This is a genomic window from Luteolibacter rhizosphaerae, assembly GCF_025950095.1.
GTDB lineage: Bacteria > Verrucomicrobiota > Verrucomicrobiia > Verrucomicrobiales > Akkermansiaceae > Haloferula > Haloferula rhizosphaerae.
This window is the reverse complement of record NZ_JAPDDR010000001.1, coordinates 307,293-329,972: the sequence shown is the minus strand read 5'-3', so window position 1 is coordinate 329,972 and position 22,680 is coordinate 307,293. Positions and strand designations below refer to the sequence as shown.

The 22,680-nt window shown below is 62.2% G+C and carries 23 protein-coding genes; 14 read left to right on the top strand and 9 right to left on the bottom strand.

The features are described from left to right. The first annotated feature begins 18 nt into the window (after window positions 1-18). Both OJ996_RS01330 and OJ996_RS01325 read left to right on the top strand, forming a co-directional pair. Window positions 19-477, top strand: a complete 459-nt coding sequence (locus tag OJ996_RS01330) for a hypothetical protein (protein WP_264510368.1) — start codon at window positions 19-21, stop codon at window positions 475-477. Window positions 478-505: 28 nt separating this feature from the next. Beyond that, entirely contained in the window at window positions 506-952 is a 447-nt protein-coding gene (locus OJ996_RS01325; RefSeq protein WP_264510366.1) for a hypothetical protein, read from the top strand. 12 nt (window positions 953-964) lie between these two features. On the opposite strand, the gene OJ996_RS01320 is transcribed toward OJ996_RS01325, so the two are convergent. The 3 genes from OJ996_RS01320 to OJ996_RS01310 all read right to left on the bottom strand — a co-directional run bounded on the left by OJ996_RS01320 (window position 965) and on the right by OJ996_RS01310 (window position 3,952). Continuing rightward, complete coding sequence (locus OJ996_RS01320) at window positions 965-1,471, bottom strand: MOSC domain-containing protein (RefSeq protein ID WP_264510364.1); 507 nt, start codon at window positions 1,469-1,471, stop codon at window positions 965-967. Window positions 1,472-1,515: 44 nt separating this feature from the next. Next, window positions 1,516-3,732 carry a molybdopterin oxidoreductase family protein gene (locus OJ996_RS01315; protein ID WP_264510363.1) on the bottom strand — a complete coding sequence of 739 codons (2,217 nt, stop codon included), beginning with the start codon at window positions 3,730-3,732 and terminating at the stop codon, window positions 1,516-1,518. 88 nt (window positions 3,733-3,820) lie between these two features. Beyond that, window positions 3,821-3,952 carry a hypothetical protein gene (locus OJ996_RS01310; protein WP_264510361.1) on the bottom strand — a complete coding sequence of 44 codons (132 nt, stop codon included), beginning with the start codon at window positions 3,950-3,952 and terminating at the stop codon, window positions 3,821-3,823. A 137-nt stretch (window positions 3,953-4,089) separates the two neighbouring features. Between OJ996_RS01310 and lpxA the strand changes: the two genes are divergently transcribed. Then, entirely contained in the window at window positions 4,090-4,863 is a 774-nt protein-coding gene (gene lpxA / locus OJ996_RS01305) for an acyl-ACP--UDP-N-acetylglucosamine O-acyltransferase (RefSeq protein WP_264510359.1), read from the top strand. Between the two features lie 6 nt (window positions 4,864-4,869). Here lpxA and OJ996_RS01300 read toward each other — a convergent pair whose 3' ends face one another. After that, entirely contained in the window at window positions 4,870-5,577 is a 708-nt protein-coding gene (locus OJ996_RS01300; RefSeq protein ID WP_264510357.1) for an HPP family protein, read from the bottom strand. A 51-nt stretch (window positions 5,578-5,628) separates the two neighbouring features. Between OJ996_RS01300 and OJ996_RS01295 the strand changes: the two genes are divergently transcribed. Both OJ996_RS01295 and OJ996_RS01290 read left to right on the top strand, forming a co-directional pair. Continuing rightward, window positions 5,629-6,057, top strand: coding sequence for a MarR family winged helix-turn-helix transcriptional regulator (locus tag OJ996_RS01295; protein WP_264510355.1), 429 nt, complete (start codon window positions 5,629-5,631; stop codon window positions 6,055-6,057). Window positions 6,058-6,089: 32 nt separating this feature from the next. Further along, on the top strand, window positions 6,090-7,775 hold the full coding sequence (locus OJ996_RS01290) for a chloride channel protein (RefSeq protein WP_264510353.1): 1,686 nt from the start codon (window positions 6,090-6,092) through the stop codon (window positions 7,773-7,775). A 161-nt stretch (window positions 7,776-7,936) separates the two neighbouring features. Here OJ996_RS01290 and glmS read toward each other — a convergent pair whose 3' ends face one another. The 5 genes from glmS to OJ996_RS01265 all read right to left on the bottom strand — a co-directional run bounded on the left by glmS (window position 7,937) and on the right by OJ996_RS01265 (window position 13,737). Further along, window positions 7,937-9,778 carry a glutamine--fructose-6-phosphate transaminase (isomerizing) gene (glmS, locus tag OJ996_RS01285; RefSeq protein ID WP_264510351.1) on the bottom strand — a complete coding sequence of 614 codons (1,842 nt, stop codon included), beginning with the start codon at window positions 9,776-9,778 and terminating at the stop codon, window positions 7,937-7,939. 98 nt (window positions 9,779-9,876) lie between these two features. Beyond that, window positions 9,877-10,689, bottom strand: coding sequence for a hypothetical protein (locus OJ996_RS01280; protein ID WP_264510349.1), 813 nt, complete (start codon window positions 10,687-10,689; stop codon window positions 9,877-9,879). Between the two features lie 30 nt (window positions 10,690-10,719). Then, entirely contained in the window at window positions 10,720-11,349 is a 630-nt protein-coding gene (locus OJ996_RS01275) for a tetratricopeptide repeat protein (protein ID WP_264510347.1), read from the bottom strand. 23 nt (window positions 11,350-11,372) lie between these two features. Next, a complete protein-coding gene (glmM, locus tag OJ996_RS01270; RefSeq protein WP_264510345.1) occupies window positions 11,373-12,728 on the bottom strand; it encodes a phosphoglucosamine mutase in 1,356 nt (451 codons plus the stop codon). A 133-nt stretch (window positions 12,729-12,861) separates the two neighbouring features. Continuing rightward, window positions 12,862-13,737: a phosphodiester glycosidase family protein gene (locus tag OJ996_RS01265; protein WP_264510343.1), complete on the bottom strand. Its 876-nt coding sequence runs from the start codon at window positions 13,735-13,737 to the stop codon at window positions 12,862-12,864. A 114-nt stretch (window positions 13,738-13,851) separates the two neighbouring features. Here OJ996_RS01265 and OJ996_RS01260 point away from each other — a divergent pair, with 114 nt between their 5' ends. The 9 genes from OJ996_RS01260 to OJ996_RS01220 all read left to right on the top strand — a co-directional run bounded on the left by OJ996_RS01260 (window position 13,852) and on the right by OJ996_RS01220 (window position 22,667). Next, complete coding sequence (locus OJ996_RS01260) at window positions 13,852-15,210, top strand: alkaline phosphatase family protein (protein ID WP_264510341.1); 1,359 nt, start codon at window positions 13,852-13,854, stop codon at window positions 15,208-15,210. Between the two features lie 60 nt (window positions 15,211-15,270). Beyond that, complete coding sequence (locus OJ996_RS01255) at window positions 15,271-15,972, top strand: hypothetical protein (protein WP_264510339.1); 702 nt, start codon at window positions 15,271-15,273, stop codon at window positions 15,970-15,972. A gap of 149 nt (window positions 15,973-16,121) precedes the next feature. Then, window positions 16,122-16,358 (top strand): hypothetical protein, encoded by a 237-nt coding sequence (locus tag OJ996_RS01250; RefSeq protein WP_264510337.1) that lies wholly within the window; start codon window positions 16,122-16,124, stop codon window positions 16,356-16,358. Between the two features lie 146 nt (window positions 16,359-16,504). After that, window positions 16,505-17,644 carry an ABC transporter substrate-binding protein gene (locus OJ996_RS01245; RefSeq protein ID WP_264510334.1) on the top strand — a complete coding sequence of 380 codons (1,140 nt, stop codon included), beginning with the start codon at window positions 16,505-16,507 and terminating at the stop codon, window positions 17,642-17,644. 51 nt (window positions 17,645-17,695) lie between these two features. Further along, entirely contained in the window at window positions 17,696-18,619 is a 924-nt protein-coding gene (locus OJ996_RS01240) for a branched-chain amino acid ABC transporter permease (protein ID WP_264510332.1), read from the top strand. Between the two features lie 8 nt (window positions 18,620-18,627). Further along, a complete protein-coding gene (locus tag OJ996_RS01235) occupies window positions 18,628-19,599 on the top strand; it encodes a branched-chain amino acid ABC transporter permease (protein ID WP_264510330.1) in 972 nt (323 codons plus the stop codon). Then, window positions 19,596-20,366, top strand: a complete 771-nt coding sequence (locus OJ996_RS01230; RefSeq protein ID WP_264510328.1) for an ABC transporter ATP-binding protein — start codon at window positions 19,596-19,598, stop codon at window positions 20,364-20,366. The genes OJ996_RS01235 and OJ996_RS01230 overlap by 4 nt, the downstream gene beginning before the upstream one ends. A 16-nt stretch (window positions 20,367-20,382) precedes the next feature. Next, on the top strand, window positions 20,383-21,087 hold the full coding sequence (locus tag OJ996_RS01225; protein ID WP_264510326.1) for an ABC transporter ATP-binding protein: 705 nt from the start codon (window positions 20,383-20,385) through the stop codon (window positions 21,085-21,087). Between the two features lie 89 nt (window positions 21,088-21,176). After that, window positions 21,177-22,667 (top strand): BPL-N domain-containing protein, encoded by a 1,491-nt coding sequence (locus OJ996_RS01220; RefSeq protein WP_264510324.1) that lies wholly within the window; start codon window positions 21,177-21,179, stop codon window positions 22,665-22,667. The last annotated feature ends 13 nt before the right edge of the window (window positions 22,668-22,680 follow it).

Here is a 22,680-nt window from a genome sequence, read left to right as displayed (position 1 = left end):
GCGGCTCCATCCTGGCCCTTGTTGATTGCACTGAGCGCGGTGATCACGGGAACCGCCGCGCTCATGGAATACAATACTGTCTACACCCAAGGCGAGGTGATGCAGCTTTTCTACCGGGTAGCGGTCGCAGGGGTCTCCGCTCTCTTGCTGATGGGGCTGGCCAATCGCGCAATGGCAGCATGGCTTACCCTCCTCTGCGGCGGATCATTGATTCTTTGGCAAGCGAATCAAAGCAGGCGCTGGGCAATGCTTCATGAGGAAGTCACCGCAATCGTCGCTCATGTGAATGCCATGAAAAGCACGAAGGGACAGATGCCCCCGGATCTCTCTGCCTACAATTTCCGCCATCCCGAGCTCCAGAAGCAGATCAGCTACTCCTTCAACAAGGGCAAACTCTTCCTCAGCTACTACCTCAACGATCGCGGCATCAGCTACTGGTATCACGAGGACAGCGGCTTCGGTTACTATCCCGACTGAAGAATCCCCAATTCCCTTCCGAACCCAAATGAGCGCTCCTTCCCCGGACTTCTTCGTGCGATTCGGCCTGCCTCTCGTTGGCAGTTGCCTGCTCCTTACTCTGATGGCGAGTTTCGTCTACTTCCGCAGCAAGGTCCGCGCGACGCGAATTGGCGCAGGCCTCGCGATTCCACTACTGTTGGCTTGTGCGGTTTTCCTCTCGATGATCAACCCCGGCATCCTCGACCCCCGCTTCCGCGCCTACCAGCGGTTCTACAACGCGATCTCGCCCGGCATGAGCAAGGAACAGGTGCTCACCCTCAGGGATCTTCACTACGCTCCGGATGGTTCGCGCAAGCCACCCGAGCTCTTTGAGCATGAAGGCAGATTCTACTTCTTCATGAATCCGGAGGGGAAGCGCGAGCCGAACTGCGAGGGCATATTCCTCACGATATCGAACGGCACCGTGGTCGGGAAGAGTTACTCGCCGGATTGAAGCGGAGGAGAATCAAACCCCGGCAGCCTCGACTTCACCGAAATCCATCTCGCCCAGGGAGATCTTCCCGCTCTCCAGAATCCGGCAGCGTAGGCCGCCCCGATTGAACATGATCTTCTCCGTCTTGGCTTTGTCGCAGGCGGTGTCCATCCAGTGGCAGGGGGCGCACTTCTGGGTGCCCTGGAGAAAGACATCACCGAGGCGGAAGGTTTTTCCGACAAGGGCATTCAGATCCGCTCCAGAGATCACGACATTGCGCCGGAAGACGGACGCATCGAGATCCGGATCACCGGTATACTCCCGCACCACATCCAGGGTCTGCCGGTCGATGAAGGTGACTTGCCCTTTATAGGCATCCTTCCAGCCGAAGAAGCGGTCGCCGGGTATCCCCTTTCCCGCCACCAGTTCGACCGACTCGTGCTCCACGATGCCATGCGCCGACGGCTCCTGCCCATGGTGGCCGAAGTAGTTGTGGCCGGGAGAAGTATAGATGCCGTGAATGACGACGCGGGACGACATGGCAGGAATCTCGCCCCGGCCGGACCGAAGCTCAATTTTCAATTTCAGCGCACTTTCTCCAGCGTCACCGCGCAGGCCTTGTAGTTCGGCTGCCGGGAATGCGGGTCGAAAGACGAATGGGTGAGGCGGTTCACCTCCGGGTAGTGCATGGGAAGGAAGAGTTCGCCGGGTTTCACCGTGGGCGCGATGTAGACGGAGGCCTCCAGCTCTCCGCGACGGGATCGGACACGGATCATGTCATGCTCCTTCACCCCCAAACGTGCGGCATCCTTCGGATTGATCTCCACGTAGGCGTCCTGGGGATAGAGTTTCCTCAGAATGTCGGACTTCCCTGTCCGGCTCTGGGTATGCCACTGGCTGCTGGTCCCACGGCCGGTGAGCAAGGTGTAGGGATACTCCCGGTCCACCGCTTCGGGAATGGGGGCCGGAGGCGAGAAGAGCAGCTTTGCTTTTCCGCTCGGCGTATAGAAAACACTATCCTCGAAAAGACGGCGCTCGCTTGCAGGCGTAGGAGCCCCGTCTTCTCTCGCAGGATAAGGCCATTGGACTCCGCCCAAGCCATCGACCATCTCGTAGCCCTCGATCCCGGTAATGTCACAGGGCCGCCCCTGCGTGAGATCGCGCAGCAAACGGAAGGCTGCTTCCGGGTCGGTCCAGCGGACGAAGAGATCCTCGCAGCCCCAAACGCTTGCGATCAGACGGAAAATACGGAAATCCGAAAGCGCGATTCCCGGTGCCTGACGGACCTTCTTCAGCGTGCCGACACGGCGCTCCGAGTTGATGAAGCAGCCATCCTTCTCTCCCCAGCCAGCGGCGGGCAGCACGAGATCGGCAGCGCGGGCGGACTCCGTCGTATAGTACATATCCTGCACGACAAGGAACTCGAGCTTCTCCCTCAACGCAGCGAGCCGTCCACTATCGACCCATGAGTGGAAAGGGTTCGTGGCGATGATCCACAGCCCCTTGATCTTCCCCTCCTCGGCGGCGGCGAGGATCTGGTCATAGGCCAGTGATGGCTCGGAGGAGATCTTCTCTTCAGGAATGCCCAAGCCTGCTGCAACCTTGGCCCGGTGCTCCGGCACGGCGAAGTCGTGCCCACCTACGAGAGATGTCGTATTTGAGAACAAGCGCGATCCCATCGCATTGCACTGCCCCGTGATGGAGTTCGCTCCGGTGCCCGGCTTGCCGATATTCCCGGTGATCAACGCCAGATTGATCATCGCCTGAGCGGCGCGGACACCTTCGTAGGACTGGTTCACCCCCATGGTCCACCACCACGAGACCCGCTTGCCGGGCTCGGAAACGGTCCGGGCCAAGGACTCGATCTCCTCGACGCTCATCCCCGTGCGCTCTGTTACAGCTAAAGGCGAGTAGTCCGCCAAGAAAGCCGAGAACTCCTCGAAACCTTCGGTGCGTTCGATTGAGGCCGGATCGATGCGCCCATCGCGGACGATGCAATGCGCCAAGGCATAGAGTAGCGAGAGATCGCCCTTCGGTTTCAACATCACGTGGCGAGTGGCCGCCTGAGCGGTCTCCGTGGCACGCGGATCGATCACGATGATCTGTGGATTCCGGCGATTCCGCATGACGCGCTGCCAGAGAATCGGATGGGCAATGCAGAGGTTCGAGCCCACCAGCACGATCACATCGCTTTCCTCGAAGTCCGCATAGGAATAGGGCGGAGCATCGAACCCGAAGGACTGCTTGTAGGCGGTGACCGCTGTGGCCATGCACTGGCGGGTGTTGGCATCGCCGTGCAGGAAACCCATGCCGAACTTGAAGAGGCAGCCGAGGAAGGCCATCTCCTCGAAGGGGATCTGGCCGGTCGAGAGAAATGCCACCGACTCCCGCCCGTGCTGTTCCTTGAGGGATTTGAAGCGGCTCGCGAAAGTTTCCAAGGCCTCGGCCCAGCCGACACGGAGCATTTTTCCCGTTTCATCGCGGAGCAGCGGGACGGTGGCGCGTTCAGCAGAATCAAGCGGATCCAGCGCCTGCCACCCCTTCGGGCAAGCCATGCCGAGATTCACCGGATACCCGGCCTGCGGGCTGAGATTGATGGCACGGCCCTGCTCATCAAGGTGCAGCTTGAGCTGGCAGCCGGTAGCACAGTAGCCGCAAATCGAGGTCACTGCGGAGGCGGGCTTCAACCGGGCAGGGACACGGCCAAGACCGAAGTTCCCCGGCTCCAGCACCAGATCTGCCGTGAGCGGACCGTGATGCTGCTTGAGCAGCCGCGACAGAACTGGAGGAAACAGTGGCACTGCCCCCTGGAATAGCAGTCCCTATGCTAAACTCCGCGATCGAACCGCCTGCCCGGAGCGGAAGAATCATCCGCTGGATGAGGGCCGCTCATCGACCGCCCGCCGCCGCAGCCACAAGGATCAGGGTACTCCAGACCCCTGCCAGCAACAAGAAGGAGAAGGCGAGGAAAAGCCGTGGGTGGCGGATGACGAAGCCGGGGCCGGGTTCTACGGGGTTCATGAGCAGCGATTCTTGGGACTTGCCCCGAATACGCCCGGCCCGCCTCAGATCTGTCCCGCCCCTTCCGTTTTCACCGGAACCCCCACAGCCGCAAAAAACTATCGCCATTCGGGGCCTAGTGATTCGTGATTCCGCCCGTGATTCATCCGACGGCGATCATTTCTCCGGAAGCCAAACTCGGCGCGAACGTCCGCGTCGGCCCTTTTTGCGTGATCGAAGCCGGCGTAGAGCTTGGCGATGGCTGCGTCCTGCACTCCCATGTCGTCATCGGCGGCCCCTGCAAGATCGGTCGGGACAACGAGTTTTTCCCCTTCGCCGCGGTGGGAGGCAAAACCCAGGATCTGAAATACATCGGTGAGCCGACCCATCTGGAGATCGGCGACCGGAATGTCTTCCGCGAGAACTGCACCATTCACCGCGGTACCCATGAGGAGATTCCGACCCGGATCGGCTCGGACAATCTTTTCCTCTGCTATTCGCACGTCGCGCACGATTGCCAGGTGGGGAATCACATCATCCTCTCGAACAACGGAACCCTCGGCGGGCACGTGGAGGTGGAGGACCATGCGATCGTTTCCGGACTCGCCGCGATCCACCAATTCTGCCGAATCGGCTGCCATTCGATCATCGGCGGCTGCGCTAAGATTGTGCAGGATGTACCGCCCTACATGATCGTGGATGGCAATCCGGGTGCCACCCGCGGGCTGAATCAGGTGGGCCTGCAGCGCCGCGGCTTCGACGAGGACGACATCAAGGCGCTGAAGTCCGCTTACAAGAAGCTGTTCTTGAAAAAGGACGGGAATCTGGCCACCGCACTCAGTTCGCTCAAGGCCGACCGCCCGGCGAGTCATGCGCCGGTGAAGCACCTGATCGAGTTCATCGAGTGTTCAAAGCGCGGGATCTCGCGCTGAGCTTGCCTAGGAGCCTAGCTTGGAATCATCGAGAATCTGGACCAAGCGGACGAGATCCTTCTCCGAGATGTCCACGAAGGAATCGAGTTGCTTCAGGGCGGCGATGACTTCTTCGTGCGAGGGGGCCGGGGTTTTCGGAATTGTCCGGACGGCGCGGCGATTGAAGGCGGCAGGGTAGCGGCGCCAGCTGAAGAAGGAGTTGAAGAAGACGGCGACGCCGAGCATCACGAGGCAGTTCGCGAAGACGGGGCAGAAAACGAAGTTGTAGCCCAGGTCGTGGATGGCGGGGCCGCCGAGGACGGCGGTGAGGGCGGTGGCGCCGCCGGGCGGATGTATGCATTTTAGCTCATGCATTATTCCGATGCTCATGCCAACGGCGCAGGCCCCGGCGAGGGCGGGCGTTGGGATCCATTTGGCGCAGGTGACGCCGATGGCGGCGGCGAGGCAATGGCCGCCGAGGACCGGCCAAGGCTGGGAGAGTTGGCCGTGCGGGACGGCGAAGAGAAGGACGGCGCTCGCCCCCATGGAAGCGATGAGGCCGCTGGCATGAGGGAGGTGGAGGGTCTTCTCGCTGATGAGGATCAGGAAGAGGATGGCAAGGAAGCCCCCGAGCAGCGAGATGAGCTTCTCGCGCTTGCTGACGGCGCTGAGCTCGATACCGAGCCAGGCGACGGGGAATTTGAAACGAAATGGGTCGCGGTTGCTCGGGTTCACGGGAAAGCCGGGCTTGCAATGTATCGTGTTACGATACATTGCAAGCGCCGGATGCCTGCCCGAACCCGAAAACTTTCGGACTCCGATTACCAGCGCCTGGCGGATTTCCGCTATGCCCTGCGGTGTTTCCTGGAATTCAGCGAAAGCGCCGCCGCGCGAGAAGGGCTGACACCTCAGCAGCACCAAGCGCTGCTCGTGATCCGTGCCAGCCCGGGCGGCAACGCGACGGTTCGGCGGCTGTCGGAACGCTTGAAGATCAAGCACAACACGGCGGTAGAACTGGCGCAGCGGTTGGAAAGTTCCGGACTGATCCTGCGGGTTCAATCTCCGGACGATGGCCGGGCCCTGTGCCTGACACTGACGGAGGAAGGCAAGGCCAAGCTGGAGATCCTGACCCGGGTTCATCGGGCGGAATTGAAACAACTCAGCCCGGAGATCATGGCCCTGTTCCCGAGCTTGGACGCGGGCGAAGCGTCATAAAAGGGAATGCCGATACCATCCGGCTGCCCTTGTTGGCAGCCCTCGTTGGAGCCGTCGTCGCCATCGCGGGAATCGGCCTGCTGAAGCTGATCTGGCTGATCACCAACCTCAGCTTCCACGGCAGGATATCCACGCACGAAGGGTCCGCGGATTTCTCCACGCTGGGGGCATGGGGCATTCTGGTTCCCTGTGCGGGCGGTTTGATCATCGGGATGATCGCGCGCTTCGGCAGTGCGGAGGTGCGCGGCCACGGGATTCCCGAGGCCATGCAGGGGGTGATCGAGAAGCGCAGCCGGATCTCCCTGAAGGTGGCGATCCTCAAGCCGCTCTCCACGGCCATCTCGATCGGCACCGGCGGGCCCTTCGGGGCGGAAGGCCCGATCATCGCGACCGACGGAGCGGTGAGCTCGCTCTTCGGCCAGGTCATCCCCAGCAGCACGGTGGAGCGGAAGATCCTTCTGGCGGCAGGAGCGGCGGCAGGGATGACCGCCGTCTTTGGCACCCCGCTCGCGGGGGTCTTGCTGGCAATCGAGCTGCTGCTTTTCGAGTTCCGCGGCCGCAGCTTGATCCCGGTGGCGATTGCCGCAGGCAGCGCGATGGGCCTGCGCGCACTTTTCCATGAGCCCTTTCCCATGCTTCCCTTGGTATCGGTTGAGGCACCGGGCCCCGTCCTCTCCGGGGGCTCGGTGCTGATCGGACTCGCGGCGGGCGGAGCATCCGTATTCATCACTTGGGCGCTGCACGCGATCGAGGATCTTTACGAGAGGCTTCCGGTCCATTGGATGTGGTGGCCGGCGCTCGGCGGCCTCGCCGTGGGCTTCATCGGCTGGATCGATCCGCGCACGCTTGGACCCGGCTATCACAATCTGCGGGAACTCTTGTCCGGGGAGATGGCGCTCGGTGCCCTGGCCACGCTGGCGCTGTTGAAGTTCCTATCCTGGTCGATCTGCCTGGGCAGCGGTACGGCGGGAGGAACGCTGGCACCGGTGATGACGCTGGGCGGAGTTTGCGGCGCGCTCACGGTTCACCTGCTGCATGCGGTGCCGGGATTCGAGGGTATGCCGGTAGGGATCGGTGCGCTGGTCGGGATGGCGGCAATCTTCGCGGGCGTGTCGCGAGCACTGTTGACCTCGGTGGCTTTCGGCTTCGAGGCAACGCACTCCAGCGCCGCCTTCGGACTGCTTCTCTTAGGCTGCGCCATCGCCGTGCTGGTCTCGCGCCTGGCGATGCATGAGTCGATGATGACGGAGAAGCTGGCGCGCAAAGGTGTGAAGGTTCCTTCCGACTACGAGCCGGATATCCTGCACGGCTTCACGGTGGAGGAAGCGATGCTGAAGCAACCGCTGACGATTTCACGAACGATCACGGTTTCGCGCCTGGCCGAACGCATCAGCGGAACCGAGGAACCTTGGAGCACGGCGCGACTTTTCCCGATCGTGGATGAAGCGGGAATCCTGCTCGGTGTGATCAGCCGGGCGGACGTGCTGGCCGCGGTGCAAGTGGCGCCGGATTCGAGCGTCCTAGAAGCGGTCGTGGAACGACCGGTGGTGGCGCACCCCCACGAATCCCTCTCCGATGCGGCCGACCGGATGATTCATCATGAGATCGGGCGTCTTCCGGTGGTGGCGGCCGAGGGTCCGTCGGTTCTTTACGGTCTGTTGAGCCGCCGCGAAATCCTTCAGGCACGACAGCACCGGATCGAGGCGGAGAAGCGTTGAGCTCTTCGGGAATTACCAATGACCAGTTACCAATTTCCGGACGGGGAGGAGAGTGAAGGGAGGCTGGTGGGGATTACGCTGGACGACACGGATGCATCCCGGTGCAGGGGCGGACTAAAGTCCGCGCTCCCGGGGGGGATACGATGGGTGTCGCACGAGACTTATTCCACGGTTACGCTCTTCGCGAGGTTGCGGGGTTGGTCGATTTCGCAGCCGCGCTCGTTCGCGATGTGGTAGGCGAGGAGCTGGAGGGCGACGGCTGTAGGGATGGTGCTGACGAGCGGATGGCAAGCAGGAACCTCGATCACGTCGTCCATGACTTCGGCGGCTTCGTGATCGCCCTCGGTGATGATGCCGAGGATGCGGGCGCCGCGGGCGCGGCACTCCTCGACATTGCCGAGGGTCTTGTCCTTGCCGGGGATGTCATTGGCCAGGGCGATGACCGGCGTGCCTTCGGTGAGCAGGGCGATGGGGCCGTGCTTGAGCTCGGCGGCGTGGTAGCCCTCAGCGTGGATGTATGAGATCTCCTTCAGCTTCAGCGCGCCTTCGAGGGCGACCGGATACTGCGGGCCGCGACCGATGAAGAAGGCGTGCTCGTTCTGTGCGTAGCGAGCGGCGATGGCGGCGATGGTGTCGCTCTGGGCGATGACCTTTTCGACCAAGGCGGGGATCGACTCGATCTCGCGGGCGAACTTCATGCCCTCCTCGCGGGAGAAGCGGCGGCCGCGGCCGAGCTTGAGGGCCATCATCAGCATGACGGCGACTTGGCAGGTGAAGGCCTTGGTGGAGGCGACGGAGATTTCCGGTCCGGCATGCAGGTAAACGCCGCGTCCGGTTTCACGGGCAATCGTGGAGCCGACCACATTGCAGAGCCCCATGACGAAGGCGCCCTTTTGGTTCGCCTCGCGGACAGCAGCAAGGGTGTCGGCGGTTTCGCCGGATTGCGAGATGGCGACGACGAGATCGCGGCTGCCGATGATGGGATTCCGGTAGCGGAACTCGGCGGCCTGCTGGACCTCCGAGTGGATGTCGGCCATATCCTCGATGGCGTACTCGCCGACGAGGCCGGCGTGCAGAGAGGTGCCGCAGCCGACGAAGACCACGCGCTGGATCTCCGCGAGATCGCGCGGCGAGGTGCCCATGCCGGAGAGCACGGAGGAGCCGAGATTGAAGTCGAGACGGCCGCGGATGGCGTTGCGAAGGGAATCCGGCTGTTCGTGGATTTCCTTCAGCATGAAGTGATCGAAGCCGCCCTTCTCCGCCGCAGCGGCGTCGAAGCCAAGCTCATTCACCTCGCGGGTGACGGGAACCTGATGGAGGTCGCGGATATCGACGTGATCGGCGGTGACCACGGCGATGTCGTTGTCCTCTAGGTAGATCACCTGGCGGGTGTGGGCGATGATGGCGGAAGCATCCGAGGCGACGATGGTTTCGCCCTCCCCCACCCCGATCACGATCGGGCTGCCGCGGCGGGCGGTGATGATCTTGCCCGGTTCCTTCGCGGAAATCACTGCAATGCCGAAGGTTCCTTCGACTTGGCTGAGGGCATCGCAGACGGCTTGGAAGAGATCGCCCTTGTTGCGGTCGCCAATGAGGTGGGCGAGCACTTCGGTATCGGTCTCGGAGTAGAAGTGGTGGCCCTTGGCTTCGAGGCGGGTGCGGAGGGCGCGGTAGTTCTCGATGATGCCGTTGTGGACGAGGGCGATGTCGCCGGACTCATCGAGGTGCGGGTGAGCATTCGCCTCGGTCGGCGGACCGTGGGTGGCCCAGCGGGTGTGGGCGATTCCGGTGGAGGAGCGAGTGAAGCGCTCGACCGGCCAATCGGCGTGAGCCTTGTCGTTCAGTGCGGCGACCTTGCCCGGAGCCTTGCTGACGACGACCGAGCCGTCCTCGAGGATGGCCATGCCGGCAGAATCATAGCCGCGGTATTCGAGACGGCGCAGGCCGCTGATGAGGACGCTGGGGGCGGAGGCTTTACCGATGTATCCGACGATTCCGCACATGGAGAGATGGTAGGTGGTAGATGGAAGATAGTAGATTCGAGAAGCAGCGGAGCTGATGGAGGCCTTTTATCTGCCATCCACCATCTCCCATCTGCGATCTAGGACATGAGGTCGCGCTGGACGATGTCGCCCGGGCGGGTGCTGGTGCGGGGCCAGAGTTTCCGGCCGGGGTAGATGGAGGTGTTGATGCCGGTGTGGACGCCATCGCCGACGATGCAGCCGAACTTGCGGCGGCCGGTATCGACGAGCACGCCTTCCACTTCGCTGCGGTGGTTCGCGCCATCATGGCGGAGGTTCGAGGTGATGGTGCCCGCGCCGAAGTTCACCTTCTCGCCGAGGACAGAATCCCCGACGTAGCTGAGGTGACCGACATTGGTGCCGGAGAGGAGGATCGAGTTCTTGATCTCCACGGCATTTCCCACATGGCACTTGTCGCCGATGGAAGTGGAGCCGCGGATGTAGCAGTTCGGGCCGATCTTGGTGTTCGCGCCAATGACGACGTTGCCCTCGATGAAGACGCCGGGGAGGATGCGCGAGCCGGGGCCGAGGTGAATCGTGCCTTCGATGACGGCATTCGGGTGGACGGAGCCCTCGATACGCGACTCGGTGAGGGAGGCGACATGCAATTCGTTCGCGCGGATGAGGTCCCAAGGGTGGACAATGAGGAAGGAACTGCTCGCGACCACCGCGTTGGAGAGATCCGCGTCATCCCCGAACCAGGCAAGCGGCACCTGCTGTTCGTCTACCAAGGTCCGCGTTCCATTGGCCGAGAGAAAGGCGACATCGAGCGCCGACAACCACGCATGCGGATGTGTGTGCAGGCCATCGATCTTCAGGGCCGTGTGATGATCACGCAGCAGGACATTCCCAATGGGGAAATCATCGATGGGGCGGGTGGCGAAGAGGGGCATCTGAGTTCGTTTATTCGAGAAAGACTTCTATCAGCACGAACGCTCAAGATCCGCCACGAACCGAGGCTGCTTCCTCTTTCCGGAGATGACTTCGCCGATCACACGTTCGACAGACTTCGAGATGGGATCATAAGGAGAAGCCTTCAACGATTCAGCAATGGTTTCCTTCGCGTCGGAGATCTTGCCCGCAAGCAGGAGCGCCAAAGCAAGGTTTGCCTTCAGTCCAGCATCTTCAGGCTTCAGTTCCAAAGCATGTTTCGCAGCCAACACCGCCTCATCCACAAGTCCCAATTCCGAGCACGAGATTCCATATTCTCTGGCTACGTCAGGATTCTGTTTCTCCAGAGCGAAAGAGGCTTGGAACTCCCGCTTGGCAGCATCCTTGTTTCCCAGAGCTTGATACGCTTTGCCCTTGAACCAGAAGGCGGCCCAATTTTGCGGGTTGTAAGCTGTCACGGCATGCAGATCGGCGATCCCCGAGAACAACGATTGCCGCCGACCTTCGGGAAATGAGTCCTGCCTACCATGCATCTTCGTCAAAGGAGAGATCAGATCGGTCGCCCGCTTGAAGACTTCGTCATGCTCCTGATCACTGGTGACCAAAACTCCGCCTCGTGCGGAGCGGTCGCCAGCGAAAAAGGAGATGAGCCTCTTGATCATGCAGGGACGCCTTTATCGGAGGATCACGCTGGCACCCCAATGTCCTCCTTCACCGCGGCGGTGAACTTCTCCACCCACTGGTGGACGGCATCGGCATCACGGTGTTCGACGAGGATGCGGATCTTGTTCTCCGTGCCGGAGTAGCGGATGAGCTGACGGCCGGCGTCGCCGAAGGTTTCGTCGGCTTCCTTGATGAGCTTCTGGATGCCGGGGAGGCTGGAGAGCGGAGGCTTGGCGGCGACCTTCAGGTTCACCAGTTCCTGCGGGAACTCGCGCATGCAGGCGGCGAGCTCGGCGAGGGTGGCCTTCTTCTCCTTCATCACGCGCAGGACCTGCAGCGCGCTGAGGATGCCATCGCCGGTGGTGGCGTGATCGGCGAAGATGAGGTGGCCGGAGTTCTCGCCACCGAAGGAGCCACTGTTGCTGCGGAGCGACTCGATCACGTGGCGGTCGCCGACAGCAGTGGTGAGCACCTCGATGCCCGAACGGCGCATGGCCTCGTGCAGGCCGAGATTGCTCATGACGGTGCAGGCCATCTTGTTGCCGCGGAGGCGGCCCTGTTCCTTCAGCGAAATCGCCGCGAGCGCGAGGATGCGGTCGCCGGAGACGGGTGTGCCGGTGGCATCGGTGAAGATCACGCGGTCGGCATCGCCATCGAAGGAGATACCGAGATCGGCACCGTGCTGGCGGACGAGTTCCCCGGCGGTCTGTGGGTAGAGAGCGCCGCACTTGTCGTTGATGTTGATACCATCCGGCTCGCAGCCGTGCTTGATCACTTCCGCGCCCAGCTCCTTGAAGATGAGCGGGGCGATAAAGTAGGCCGCGCCGTGGCCGCAATCGACCACGATCTTCAGCCCGTGCAGGGAGATGTTGTCGGCGGTGTGCTTCGCAAATTCGATGTAGCGACCGCGGGCGTCATCGATGCGGTAGGCCTTGCCGATTTTCTCCGGGGACATGGCCCGCGGCTCCGGCTCATCGCCGAGGATGTGGCGCTCGATGATTTCCTCCAGCGCGTCGGAGAGCTTGTAGCCATCCGGGCCGAAGATTTTCAGGCCGTTGTCCTCATAGGGATTGTGGGAAGCCGTCAGCATGATGCCGGCGGCGCAGCCCATCGACTTCGTGAGGTGGGCGATCGCCGGGGTTGGCAGCGGGCCGGGGAGCAGCACGTCCATGCCCATCGAGACCAAACCGGAGGTCAGAGCGGTTTCCAGCATGTAGCCGGAAATGCGGGTGTCCTTGCCGATCACCACGCGATTGCGGTTGTGGCCGGAGGAGCGGAGCACCTGCGCCACCGCCTTACCCGCTCGGAGGGCGACCTCCGGGGTGATGGGAAATTCGTTCGCTTTGCCGCGGATACCGTCGGTGCCGAAAAGCTTCATGTCGGCGCGGATTTTGGCCCTGCCGTCACGAAATGAAAGCTTCGACCAACGACTTACGGATTTTTAAGCATTCCCGAGGCACCAGAACGCAGGAACATTCGGTTTTTTGAAATGGAGACCGCAGGAAATCCGCTCAGGGGGCGCTCGGGAGCGGTTCCGCGTGCACGCCCAGATGATTCGCCACGCTCCGCTGTAAGCCGCCGGAGGGGGAATTCAGGATCTTGGGTGAGGCGTCGGGATTCTTGGTCACCATGGTGGTGGAGCCGCCGCCATCGAGATTCAGCGCATCCTTGCAGCCGAGCTGTTTCATCCACGCAGCCAGCTCGACCAGCGTCATTCCCTCGCTGAGGCCGGGTTGGCGGCCATCCGCCACGACGAGGTAGAGGTAGCGGCCATCTTCCGAGACGCCGGCGGCGGTCCGGGGATGGATATCGACGCTCTTGGTGAGCACCCGGCCCTTGTCCAGCAGCAGGCCATTCTTCCCATACCAGCCCTGCATGGCCTGATGGGCTGCCCGCAGATCCTGCTGTTTCAGTGGACCGGAGAAGATGTGCGCCTCATTGCGGGCGGTGATGAGCAGGACCGGGTTCCCTCTCTCCGGATCGAGCTCGCTCACCACCTTGCCATCGGAGACGGACAGGCCCAGGACCTCGACGGGCTTGCCCTCTGCGGTGATGGGCTGGAAGCCGGTGCCATTGATGGCGAGCTCCAGATCGAACTCCTTCAGGAAGCTCGCGGTCCGGCGCCCGTCCACCTCTCCCGGTTTGTCGCCATTTCCGGGGGTGGCGAAGAGGCGGATGCCCGGAGCCTTGGTATCGATGCGGGCGCTGTGGATGCGGAGCACGCGCGGCTGGCTCAATTCGTCCAAGCGGTAGTCGATGCCCTGATAGAGCGGCTGCCAGGCGGGCTCCGCTTGCCCGGCAGCCTTGGGCGCAAAGATCGTCTGCCCGGAAACGACCGGGATGGAAAGGAGGGCAAGGATGAGCAAAGGACGGAGAACCGGACGCATGGGGCGGGGATTGAGAACGCAGCAACCCGCGAAGGTCATTCAAAGCGCGGTGACAATTTCGGTCGACCTCCCCGGGGATTGCCAGCCGCCTGAAGCACTGGAAGACTCCGCCGCATGCAGCGCGTGGCGGTCATCAATGTGGTGGGACTCTCCCCTTCCCTGCTGGGGACGGAAACGCCGCGGCTCACCGCCTTCGCGCAGAAGCAGGGGATGCAGTCCTTCCCGCCTGCCTTCCCCGCGGTGACCTGCACGGCGCAGTCATCCATGCTGACCGGCAGCGATCCGGGGAAGCACGGGATCGTGGCAAACGGCTGGTATGATCGAGAGAGCGCGGAAGTCCGCTTCTGGAAGCAGAGCAATCACCTGGTGCGCGGGGAGAAGGTCTGGGAGCAGCTTCGGGCCCAGCACCCGGGCTTCACCTGCGCGAAGCTCTTTTGGTGGTACAACATGTATTCCAGCGCGGACATCGCGATGACGCCGCGACCGATGTATCCGGCGGACGGGCGCAAGGTATTCGACATCCACACGCAGCCGATGGACCTGCGCGAGAAGGTGAAGGCCGATCTGGGCGAGTTCCCCTTCCCCAGCTTCTGGGGTCCGGGCGCGGGGATCGCCTGCTCGGAGTGGATCGCCGCGGCTGCGAAGTGGACCGAGGACCGGGAGAAGCCGACGCTGAGCCTCGTTTACCTGCCGCATCTGGACTACTGCCTGCAGAAGTTCGGGCCCGGTGCGCCGGAGATCGCGCCGGAATTGGCGGCGATCGACCGGGTGGCGGGCGAGCTGATCGATCACCTCGAATCCCGCGGGGTGAAGGTGATGATCGTTTCCGAATACGGCATCTCCAAGGTCACACGCGCAATCCATCTCAACCGCATCTTCCGCAAGCAGGGGTGGATCCAATTAAAGGATGAGCTGGGGCTGGAGACGCTGGACGCGGGAGGCAGCAAGGTATTCGCCGTGGCGGACCACCAGATGGCCCATGTGTATGTGAACGATCGCGCTCTCCTGCCCGCTGTCCGCAAGCTCTTGGAAGACACTCCCGGGATCGATGAAGTGCGGGCTACGGAGGAGATATGGGGACGGGGCATCGGTGTGGAACGGGGTGGCGACCTGATCGCGATCTCCGAGCCCGATGCCTGGTTCACCTACTACTATTGGGAAGACGATGCGAAGGCTCCGGACTTCGCGCGCTGCGTGGATATCCACCGCAAGCCGGGATATGATCCGGTGGAGCTTTTCATCGACCCGAAGATCGCGAACCCGAAGCTGAAGATCGCGAAATTCCTGCTGAAGAAGAAGCTGGGCTTCCGTGGTCTGCTGGATGTGATCCCGCTGGATGCCGGGCTGGTGAAAGGCTCGCACGGTCGGGACAAAGTGGAGCCGGGCGAGCAGCCGTTGATCATCGGATCGCCGGTGCCAGTGACGCGGGCCGAGGGGGTGTTCGACGCGATCGTGAAGGCGGTGGGCGGCTAGCGACTCGTGCGGGCATCCGGCATGACGAAGGAGGGATTGAGTTAATAAATCGTCAACTCGGTGAGATTGACTTCTGCCAAGGCTGCGGGCGAACTCATCACCATCATGAAACGGAGCTGTCTTCTCTTTGCGATCCTGGCGCTCGGTTCGCAAACCGTCTTTGGAGAGCCATTCAAAGCGACCGCCACGGTGAAGCTGGAGAACGCGGCCGGTCAGGATGAGGCAGCCCTGCGGGACTTCCTGGAACTCGCCAAGAAGCCTAAGGCGCTTGAGGAGATCACCGCCCGCCTGGCGCTGACAACTGCTTGGGAACTCGAACCGGAGGAGGCATCCGCTCGGTTGGCCTCGGTGCTGGAGCTATCGCTCCGCGGCAAGGACGGCAAAATCACGGCGAGCGATGAATCGCCGGTGATGGCCGCGATCATGGCCAACACGGCGGCTTGTGTCCTCCAGCAGTTCGAGGTGGCGCGCCCGGCGGCTCACTTCGAGGAGCTGGACAAGACGATCGCGGAGCAAACCGGCGCGGTGGCGGACAAGCGGAAGCTGCTCGCGCAGATTATCCGGCAGTCCGCGATCGTTCCACAAGGTAGCCAGACACCGACGGAGGACCCTAGCGGGGCCGGATATGTGAACGCGAAGGACGACTTCGAATCGGCGGAGACTTTGCTGAAGCAATTAAAGTCGAAACGCGCGGAAGCGGAGTCGGAGAGCATGCTCCGGGTCCACCACGTAATCTGGGCGAAGGCCGGGGAGAAGCGGTAGTGTTCGGCTTGCAGTAGAGTCGCCGGTGCGCTTCAAGTGTTCATATGCGTTTTGTTCTGCTGCCGGTTCTGTCAAGTTGTGCTCTTCCTTTGATATCATGCGTGGGTCCGGAGAAGGCCGCGGGCCCACGGGTGAGCGCTCCGAACGGGATGAGCCTCACCCATGAGAAGCTGGGGGCCGGGAAACATCTCCTGACGATTTACGACACTCGCGCCGGCGTGGCCCGGGTTCAGGACTCCAAGCAGGCGATGGAGGTCTTCGCGCACCGTTGGGCCGCCCAGACATTCCCAAGGGGCTATGACATCGAGCAACCGGGAGGATGGAAGATTCCGCCTCCGGTGGTGATCAATCCGTCGAGCACCTATTTGATCACCGAGAAGCCGTAGGCCGGGGGATAAGGGAGGGCTTCAGCGAGGGGCTCGGAATTCACGCAGGCCGGGCGGAGGGGTACAGATCCTGCTTTACGGTTGCGCTCTCGCGACCGGCTTCCTAGCCTTTGCTCCGGTTTTCCGAACCGAGCACCGATCTTCCCATGAAACGCCGCCACTTTGTCATTCCGACCGCCGCCTTGACCCTTGCCGCCGCCTTCGGCCTTTCCAGCTGCAAGAAGACGGACGACAGCGTGATCAACATTGGTGAGGTCGCAGCTCTCACCGGCGGTACTGCCACCTTCGGCCAGTCCTCCCATAACGGCACCCAGATGGCAGTGGACGAGATCAACGCGGCGGGCGGCTTGCTCGGCAAGCAGATCAAGCTGCACACGGAGGATGACCAGTCCAAGCAGGGTGAAGCGGGAATCGTTGCCAAAAAGCTGATTTCCCGCTCCAAGATCAGTGCCTTGCTCGGCGAGGTGGCTTCCGGCCGCTCCCTTGAGATGGCCCCGATCGCCCAAGCTGCAGGTGTGCCGATGATCTCCCCGGCATCCACCAACCCGAAGGTCACCGAAGCGGGTGATTACGTCTTCCGGGTCTGCTTCATCGATCCTTTCCAAGGCACGGTGATGTCCAAGTTTGCCCTCTCCAAGGGCTGGAAGAAGGTCGCGATCCTGACCGACAGCAAGCAGGACTACAGCGTCGGCCTGACCGAATTTTTCAAGAAGCACTTCGCCGCGAACGGTGGCACCATCGTGGGTGAGCAGAGCTACGGCTCCGGTGACAAGGACTTCAAGGCCCAGCTCACCGCGATCAAGGGCGGCGCTCCGGACGCGATTTTCGCATCCGGCTACTACAACGAGGTCGCTCTGATCGCCGTGCAGGCCCGGGAGCTCGGCGTTTCCGCCCCGCTCCTCGGTGGCGACGGCTGGGATTCCCCCTCGCTGATCGAAGTCGGAGGCGACGCGATGGAGGGCTGCTACTTCTCCAATCACTTCTCGAACGAGGATCAAGCCCCGGCCATCCAAGACTTCGTGAAAAAGTATGAGGCCAAGCACGGTGCCAAGCCGGATGCCATGGCCGCCCTTGGCTACGACTCCGCCAAGATCCTCTTCGACGCCATCAAGCGCGCCAACTCCGTCGATGGTCCCGCACTGCGCGACGCGATCGCCGCAACCAAGGAATACGAGGGCATCACCGGCAAGATCACTCTGGACTCCCAGCGAAACGCGACCAAGCCGGCGGTCATCCTCACCATCAAGGACGGCAAGGTGGTTTACACGGAAACGATCGCTCCCTGAGACAATCCTCGAGGACCGCGCCGGTAAACTTCCAACTCCGCCCTTACTTCCTTGGAGCAGTTCTTTCAGCAGCTACTCAACGGCCTGTTCCAAGGCTCCATCTATGCCCTCATCGCGCTGGGCTACACGATGGTCTACGGTGTCCTGCGCTTCATCAATTTCGCGCATGGTGATGTGTTCATGCTTGGGGCCTTCACGGCCTTCGGCTTGCACAAGTGGCTAGGCCCTACCTTTGCCGCCATACCGTGGCCGGTATCGCTGGCGCTCACGCTGCTGATTTCCATGGTGGTCTGTGCGGTGCTGGGGATGGTGGTGGAGCGCCTCGCCTACCGCCCGCTCCGGAATCGGCCCCGCTTGAATGTGCTGATCACCGCGATCGGCGTCTCGCTCTTTATCGAGTATACCGGCCAGCTCGCCTTCGGGGCTACCCAACGGCCCTTCCCGGAGCTGATACCCCGGACAGCGATCGCGAATACCGGAGGCCTGACGATCTCCATCGCCCAAGTCGTTGTTCTCGCCACCACGGTTCTCCTGCTGGTCGGCCTGCGTTTCATCGTGATGAAGACCAAGATGGGTCTGGCGATGCGGGCACTCTCGCTGAACCCTACCGCTTCCACGCTCATGGGGGTGAATAATGGCGTGGTGATCTCTTTCACCTTTGGTCTCGGCTCCGCGCTGGCTGCGGCCGGCGGCATCCTCTATGCCTCGCTCTACCCCAGTATCGAGCCGTTCATGGGGGTGCAACCGGGCCTGAAAGCCTTCGTGGCTGCGGTGCTGGGCGGCATCGGGAACATCCCGGGCGCGGCACTTGGAGGGCTCATCATCGGCATCACGGAGACGCTGGTGAAAGGCTACAGCCAGAACGTTGGCATTCCCTCCGGCTACTCGGAAGGCGTCGCCTTCGTCATTCTCATCCTCATCCTCGTCTTCAAACCCTCCGGCCTGCTTGGCAAGGTGGAGCGCGAAAAAGTCTGACAGAACGCATGAAGCGCTACTCCGCCCAGATCGCTCTCATCGTCGCCCTCGCCATCAGCTTGGGAGTCTCGCTCGTTTCCGACAACATCGATGCCTACTATTTGGACATCGCCCTGAACGTCGGGATCAACATCATCCTCGCGGTCAGCCTGAATCTGGTGAATGGCCACACCGGCCAGTTCTCGCTGGGTCACGCCGCCTTCATGGCGGTCGGCGCCTACGGAGCCTCGATCTTCACGCTCGAGGCCAGCCAGCAGCTCATTCCGATGCTTGGCGGCCCCAGTGCGTTTGCGACCGGCACCGCGTTTCTCATCGCCCTAGTTATCGGTGGGCTTTGCGCCGCCATCTGCGGCTGGCTGGTCGGCATGCCATCCCTCCGTCTCCGCGGCGATTACCTCGCAATTGTTACCCTCGGCTTCAACGAGATCGTCCGCGTGATCCTGCAGAATACGAGCGGAGACGGACCTTTCGGCGGCCCGCTCGGACTGAAGGGCATCCCGCCCCACAGCAGTTTCTTTTGGGTCTTCGCCCTCGCCGCCATCTGCGTGTATGTGGTCGCGTCGATGGTGAATTCCACCTACGGCCGCGGCTTCCTCGCTGTTCGAGACGATGAGGTCGCCGCCGGATCGATGGGGATCAACACCGTCCGCTACAAGGTCACTGCATTCGTCACCGGTTCCTTCTTCGCAGGCCTCGCCGGCGGACTCTACGCCCACCTCCGTACTACCATCTCGCCAGAGGGCTTCAACTTCCTGAAGTCTTTCGACATCGTGGTGATCGTGATCCTTGGTGGCATGGGCAGCACGGCGGGCGTGGTCCTCGCGGCCATCCTGCTCACGGTGCTCAATGAGTTCCTTCGCGATGCCGAAGAGTATCGCATGATCGTCTTCTCGCTGCTTCTCATCATTATGATGATCGTTCGCCCGCAGGGACTTCTGCCCTCCTTGCCATTCCTGAACCGGAAAAAGAAATCCGCATGAGCTCCGGGCTGGAATTGAAAGATGTGACCATCCGCTTCGGCGGGCTGAAGGCGGTTGGCGACTTGAGCTTCGGCGTCGGCCAGGGCGAGCTGGTAGGCCTGATCGGACCAAACGGAGCGGGCAAAACCACCGTCTTCAACCTGATCACCGGCGTCTACACCCCGACTGCCGGCCAAATCCATTTTGAAGGCATTTCTGTTCCCGGGAAGAAGCCACACGAGATCACCCGTATGGGTATCGCGCGGACTTTCCAGAATATCCGCCTCTTCTCCTCTCTCAGCGTGCTGGACAACGTCCGTGCCGCGATGATGACCCATCTGAAGCGTGGCATCCTCCACTCCCTCACCCGCGGTCCGGTATTTCAGAAAGAGGAAGCCGCCATCGAGGCGGAGGCTCTCGAACTGCTCGACATTTTCGGCCTCGCCGATGCCCGTGACAAGAATGCCAAGGACATGAACTACGGCGACCAACGCCGCCTTGAGATCGTCCGTGCCCTCGCCACCAAGCCGAAGCTTCTTCTACTCGACGAGCCCGCCGCCGGCATGAACCCGTCCGAGAAGGACGACTTGATGAACCTGATCCGCTTCATCAAGGAGCGCTACAACCTCGCCGTTCTCCTCGTGGAGCACGATATGAAGGTCGTCATGGGCATCTGCGAGCGCATCGCCGTGATCGAATATGGCTGCAAGATCGCCGAGGGAACGCCGAAGCAAATCCAGTGCGATCCGAAGGTGATCGAAGCGTATCTGGGAGTGGCTGCCGAGTGAACCGACCTGAACGACGATGCTCGAAGTCAAAGATCTCCACGTATCCTACGGCGCAATCAAAGCGCTGCACGGTGTTTCGCTCAAGGTCCCTCAGGGAAGCATCGTGACTTTGATCGGTGCTAATGGTGCGGGTAAATCCACCACGCTCCGCGCCCTCTCCGGCCTGATCAAATCGACCGGATCCATCGTTTATGGAGGGAAAGAGATCCGCGGCCTGCCCCCACACAAGATTGTATCGCGCAGCCTCTGCCACGTGCCGGAAGGCCGGATGGTCTTCGCGAATCTCACGGTGAAGGAGAATCTGGCGATGGGCGCTTACCTTCAGAAGGACAAAGCGTGGATCGCCAAGCAGACCGAATACGTTTTCCACCTCTTCCCGCGCTTGAAGGAGCGGGAGAACCAAGCCGCGGGTACCATGTCCGGCGGTGAGCAACAGATGCTAGCGATTGGCCGCGCCCTGCTAGGGAATCCCAAGTTCCTGATGCTCGACGAGCCTTCGCTCGGCATCGCGCCGCTGCTGGTAAAGGCGATTTTCGAACGCATCGTGGAGATCAACCGTGAGCAGGGTCTGACCATCCTGCTGGTGGAGCAGAACGCGAACCTTGCGCTGGATGTCTCGAACTACGGCTATGTCTTGGAGACCGGTTCGATCCTGTTGGAAGGCCCCTCCGCCGAACTCAAGGCGAACCCGCGCGTTCAAGAGGCCTACTTGGGTGCCTGATTGATCGGCAGCGCGACGCCCGTAGTTGACCACAAGGTCGCAATCCCCGGCTTGCATTCGAGCGCGAGGGGCAAGCTGAATCGAACGACATGCGCCGGGCATTCATTGCGATCCTCTGCTCCCTTACCACCTGCGGGATCTCCGCGGAACTGCGCAGCTCCGGCCTTATCGCCACGGGTAGCCGCTGGGAGACGCCCTACCAGGTGATCGAAACCTCGGAGCCCGGACCGACGATTGTCTTAACCGGCGGTGTCCATGGCGATGAGCCGGCGGGAGCCCGTGCCGCCGAACAGATCTGCGAGTGGCCGCTGATTCGAGGCCGGCTGATCGTCATCCCACGGGCGAACGTCCCCGCGCTGAAGGCAGGCAAGCGCCTGATCCCCGGGGTCAAGACGGGAGAGAGGGACCTGAACCGCAACTTCCCCAGAGCGGGAAGCGAAGGAGGGACGCGGGGCGCGCTCGCGGCCCATCTGTGGGACTTCGTCGCCGCACAGCACCCCGACTGGCTGATCGACCTGCACGAAGGCTACGACTTCCACCGCTTGCAGCCCGGCTCGGTGGGCTCGTCGATCATCGACTGCAACAGCGATGCGACCGATGCCGCTGCGCCCGTGATGCTGTCCACAGTGAACGCGACAATCGCCGATCCGCAACGCTGGTTCGTGAACCTGAGCCTACCGGTGGAGGGCAGCCTTGCCCGGGCCGCCGCCGAGCAACTCGGAGCCTCCGCCATGATCGTGGAAACCACCTCCCGCGATCAGCCGCTTTCTCTCCGCACCCGCCAGCATCGGATCATGGTTCACCAGCTTCTCCTCCGGCTGGGCATGGTCTCGCAGGGAAGCGAAGCGGCCATCATTCCGCCGCCCTCTCCAGGGCCCCGCGTGGCGATCTTCGATGACAAGGGCGCTGGCGGAGGAGGACCGCCTCTGATGGAGGCCACCCTGAGAGAACTCCCCGGCAGCATTGCGTGGCGGGTCGGTGCGGAAGATGTCCGGCAAGGCGCACTCGAGCGATTCGATCTCGCGATCTTTCCCGGCGGAAGCGGTAGCAGCCAAGCAAAGGCCTTGGGCGAGCGGGGCCGTCACGCAGTCCGCCGCTTCGTCGAACAGGGCGGAGGCTACGTCGGCATCTGTGCGGGAGCTTACCTCTCCGCCTCGAACTACGACTGGTCGCTCGCCTTTAGCAATCAGCGCACCTTCGCCGACATGCGGGAGATCCCGGGGAAGGGCATGAAGAGCATGTGGTATCGCGGGCCATCATCCTTGGTCACCATGGAGCTGAGCGATGCCGGGAAGCAAATCTTCGGCGATCATCCCGGAGAGATCCAAGTCCGCTATCACAACGGCCCGATTGTTCCGCCCATGCTGCCGAACGAATCTCCGACCTACGAGGTCCTCGCGTGGTTCCGCAGCGAGGTTTCCCACTACGAGCCACAGGAGGGAACCATGACGGATACCCCGGCGATGATCTCCACCCGTCATGGCAAAGGACGGGTCCTCGCCATCAGTCCACATCCTGAGGCCAGCAAAGCCCTCCGCCCGATGTTGGCGAAGGGCATGGCATGGGCCGCTAGGAACTAGTCCAAGCCGGACA